Source organism: Desulfocurvus sp. (genome assembly GCF_023230885.1).
In the GTDB taxonomy this organism is placed as follows: domain Bacteria; phylum Desulfobacterota; class Desulfovibrionia; order Desulfovibrionales; family Desulfovibrionaceae; genus Desulfocurvus.
The window spans coordinates 1-3,350 of sequence record NZ_JALNWM010000269.1; the positions used below are offsets into that span (position 1 = coordinate 1).

A 3,350-nucleotide genomic window follows, 5' to 3' on the forward strand; every position below is an offset into this window, starting at 1 on the left:
AGGCCCAGATGCTGGCCACGGCGTACGCCGGCCCCGAGGGCGAGGCCGCCCGGGCGCGGCTGGCCGCGGCGCCCCCCGCCGCGCCCGGCCCCGCGGGGGCCGACGTGGCCGACGCCCAGTAGCCCCCTCCCGTCCCGCCGGACGCCGACGGCCCCCTTCCCGCACGGGAAGGGGGCCGTCGGCGTCCGGCGGGACGGGAGGGGGCTACTGGGCGTCGGCCACGTCGGCCCCCGCTGGGCCGGGCGCGGCGGGGGGCGCCGCGGCCAGCCGCGCCCGGGCGGCCTCGCCCTCGGGGCCGACGTACGCCGTGGCCAGCATCTGGGCCTCGGGGCGCCGCAGCTCGCGCAGCCCGCGCAGGACATAGTGGTAGTAGCGGATGTTCTCCACATAGGCCACGGCCTCGAAGCCGCGGGTGTAGCCGTGCCTGGTGTCCTTGTACCAGCGTTCCCAGGCCAGCTTTGGGAAAACGTCCTTGAGCTCGCGCCAGGACATTCCCGAGCCGCCCAGGCGCCGGGCCAGGGCCACGGCGTCGTTCAGGTGCCCGGGGCCCTGGTTGTAGGCCGCCAGGGCGAAGAGCCAGCGGGTGTCGTCGTCCAGGGCCGGGTCCTGGGCGTCGTGGAGCATGCGCAGGTAGCGCGCGCCGCCCAGGATGCTCTGGTGCGGGTCGTTGCGGTCCACGCCCAGCAGCCGCGCGGTGTCGGCGGTGATCTGCATCAGCCCGCGCACGCCGGTCTTGGATACCGCCCCGGGGTCGAAGCGCGACTCCTGGTAGAGCACGGCCACCAGCAGCAGGGGGTCGATGCCGCTGGACTGGGCGGCCCGGGCGATGGTCGCGCCGTAGTGCGGCAGGCGGGTGCCCACGGTGCGCAGCAGGTGCGCCAGCTCGAAGGTGTCGGCCTCCTCGGGCAGGAAGCCGAAATAGCGGTCGTAAAGGTCGGCCAGGGCGGGGCTCTTGTCCATGCGCGCCCAGAAGGCGGTCAGGGATTCGGCCAGGGGCCGGTCCTCGGCCCGCCAGTACCAGCGGTAATGGATGGACGCGGGCAGGGTCCGCGAGGTACGGATGCGGTGGTAGAAGGGCTGCCACAGCCGGAAGCGGCCCTCGTCCACCAGGGCGAAGCGCGCCTGGTTGTCGTCCAGGATGTTCAGCAGGGGCACGATGTCCAGCCCGTTGCCCACCACGGCGCTGGGCGAGCAGTCCAGCTCGCGGCCCTGGTCCTTGAGGGCGGCGCGCAGCCCGGCGTTGGCGTTGACCAGGATGGGCTGTTCGCACAGCTCGCAGTCGGTCCGTACGCCGAAGCGCCGGTCGTTGTGGATGATGACGGGGTTGAAGCTGGCGTAGGCCGGGCCCGGAACCACGCAGCCCCCGAGGTTGGCCGGGGGGGTGGAGCCCAGGCCGATGACCACGTCGGCCTGGCCGCTTTCGAGCATGCCCCACGCCTCGCCCCAGGTCCTGGGGGTCAGGCGCTTCCAGGCCAGGCCGTTTTCGCGGCAGTAGGCGTCGAGCAGTTCCTGTTCGAAGCCCCGGCCCAGGTGGGCGGGCGCGCCCTGCATCCATTCGTGGCCGGGGACGGCCACGCGCAACACCGCGCGGGCCCGGTAGCCGGACTCGCGCCAGTGCATGGCGTAGGCCATCTCCACCAGCAGCAGCAGCGCCATGGCCAGGAGCACCAGTTCTCCGGCCCGGGGGCGTGTCGGTATATTGACTTGCATGATCGTTTTGAACGGCAGGCGAAGCAAGAAGCCTGCCACACGGTTCCGGCGCTGTCTTTTGCAGTGATGAAAGACTGTTGACTTTGCCGGAAGCGTTATTTAGACAAGGATGCCTTTTGCCGCGCTCTGCACATGGGCGGGCAAACGGGGAAAGCGATTCTGACAGAAGGAGAGCGAAATGTCAAACACCGTCGTCATGGGTGCCCAATGGGGCGATGAGGGCAAGGGCAAGATCGTGGACATCCTCACCGAGGATGCCGAGATCATTGTCCGTTTTCAAGGCGGCAACAACGCCGGGCATACCCTCGTCGTGGACGGTGAGCAGGTCATCCTGCACCTGATCCCTTCGGGAATCCTGCACGGTTCCAAGCGCTGCCTGGTGGGCAACGGCGTGGTCCTGGACCCGGTGGTCTTCCTCCAGGAGGTGGACAAGCTGGCCGCCCGGGGCGTGGACGTGAGCCCGGGGCGGCTGCTGGTCAGCGCCAAGACGCATGTCATCATGCCGTACCACCGCCTGCTGGACGCGGCCCGCGAGGCCCACAAGTCCAGCGGCGACAAGATCGGCACCACCGGGCGCGGCATCGGCCCCTGCTACGAGGACAAGATGGCCCGCATCGGCATCCGCGCCGCGGACCTGGCCGCCCCCGAGCTGCTGCGGGCCAAGATCGTCCGGGCGCTGGTGGAGAAGAACGCCCTGCTGTCGGGGCTGTACGGCCAGCCCGCCCTGGACGCCGAGGCCGTGTTCCGCGAGATGCTGCCCGTGGCCGAGCGCATGACGCCGTATGTGGGCGACGTGGCCGGGATCGTCGGCGAGGCTATGGCCGCCGGGCGCAGCGTCCTGTTCGAGGGCGCCCAGGGCACGCACCTGGACATCGACCACGGCACCTATCCCTTCGTGACCTCGTCCAACACGGTTTCGGGCAACGCGGCGGGCGGCAGCGGCTGCGGGCCGGGCGCCCTGGAGCGCGTTGTGGCCGTGGTCAAGGCCTACACCACGCGGGTGGGCTCCGGGCCCTTCCCCACCGAGCTGGACGACGCCGCCGGGGAGCACATGCAGCGCGTCGGCGCCGAATTCGGCGCCACCACCGGGCGCAAGCGCCGCTGCGGCTGGCTGGATCTGGCCCTGTTGCGCGAGTCCGTGCGCCTGAACGGCCCCACGGACATCGCCCTGACCAAGCTCGACGTGCTGGGCGGGCTGGCGGAGCTGAAGCTCTGCACGGCCTACCGCTACAAGGGCGAGCTGCGCGGATATCCGCCGCTGGAGGAGAACTCCCTGGCCCTGGTGGAGCCGGTGTACGAGACCGTGCCCGGCTGGAGCGAGGACATCAGCGGCTGCCGGAGCTTCGCCGAACTGCCGGAAAACTGCCGCCGCTATGTGGAGCGCATCGAGGCGGTGCTCGGCGTGCGCTGCTCGTTGGTTTCCGTGGGGCCCGACCGCAGGCAGACGCTGGCGCGCTGAGGCGCCTTTGTCCGGGCCTTTTTCCTGTGCGGCGGATCGGCGGTGCCGGTCCGCCGCACGTCGTTCGGGCGGGCTGGAACGGGTTTTGCTTCATCCGCGTGATCCCTGGAACCGGAACCGTGGAGAACCGACATGCCGACCAACGGCCCCACAGGACGGCCGCCCTGCCTGGTCACCGGAG

General features: G+C 71.0%; 2 protein-coding genes. One reads left to right on the plus strand and one right to left on the minus strand.

The features are described from left to right. Positions 1-204: 204 nt before the first annotated feature. Positions 205-1,710 carry a transglycosylase SLT domain-containing protein gene (locus tag M0P34_RS14485; RefSeq protein WP_291500382.1) on the minus strand — a complete coding sequence of 502 codons (1,506 nt, stop codon included), beginning with the start codon at positions 1,708-1,710 and terminating at the stop codon, positions 205-207. A 178-nt stretch (positions 1,711-1,888) separates the two neighbouring features. On the opposite strand from M0P34_RS14485, the gene M0P34_RS14490 reads away from it, so the two are divergent. Continuing rightward, complete coding sequence (locus M0P34_RS14490; RefSeq protein ID WP_291500384.1) at positions 1,889-3,169, plus strand: adenylosuccinate synthase; 1,281 nt, start codon at positions 1,889-1,891, stop codon at positions 3,167-3,169. The last annotated feature ends 181 nt before the right edge of the window (positions 3,170-3,350 follow it).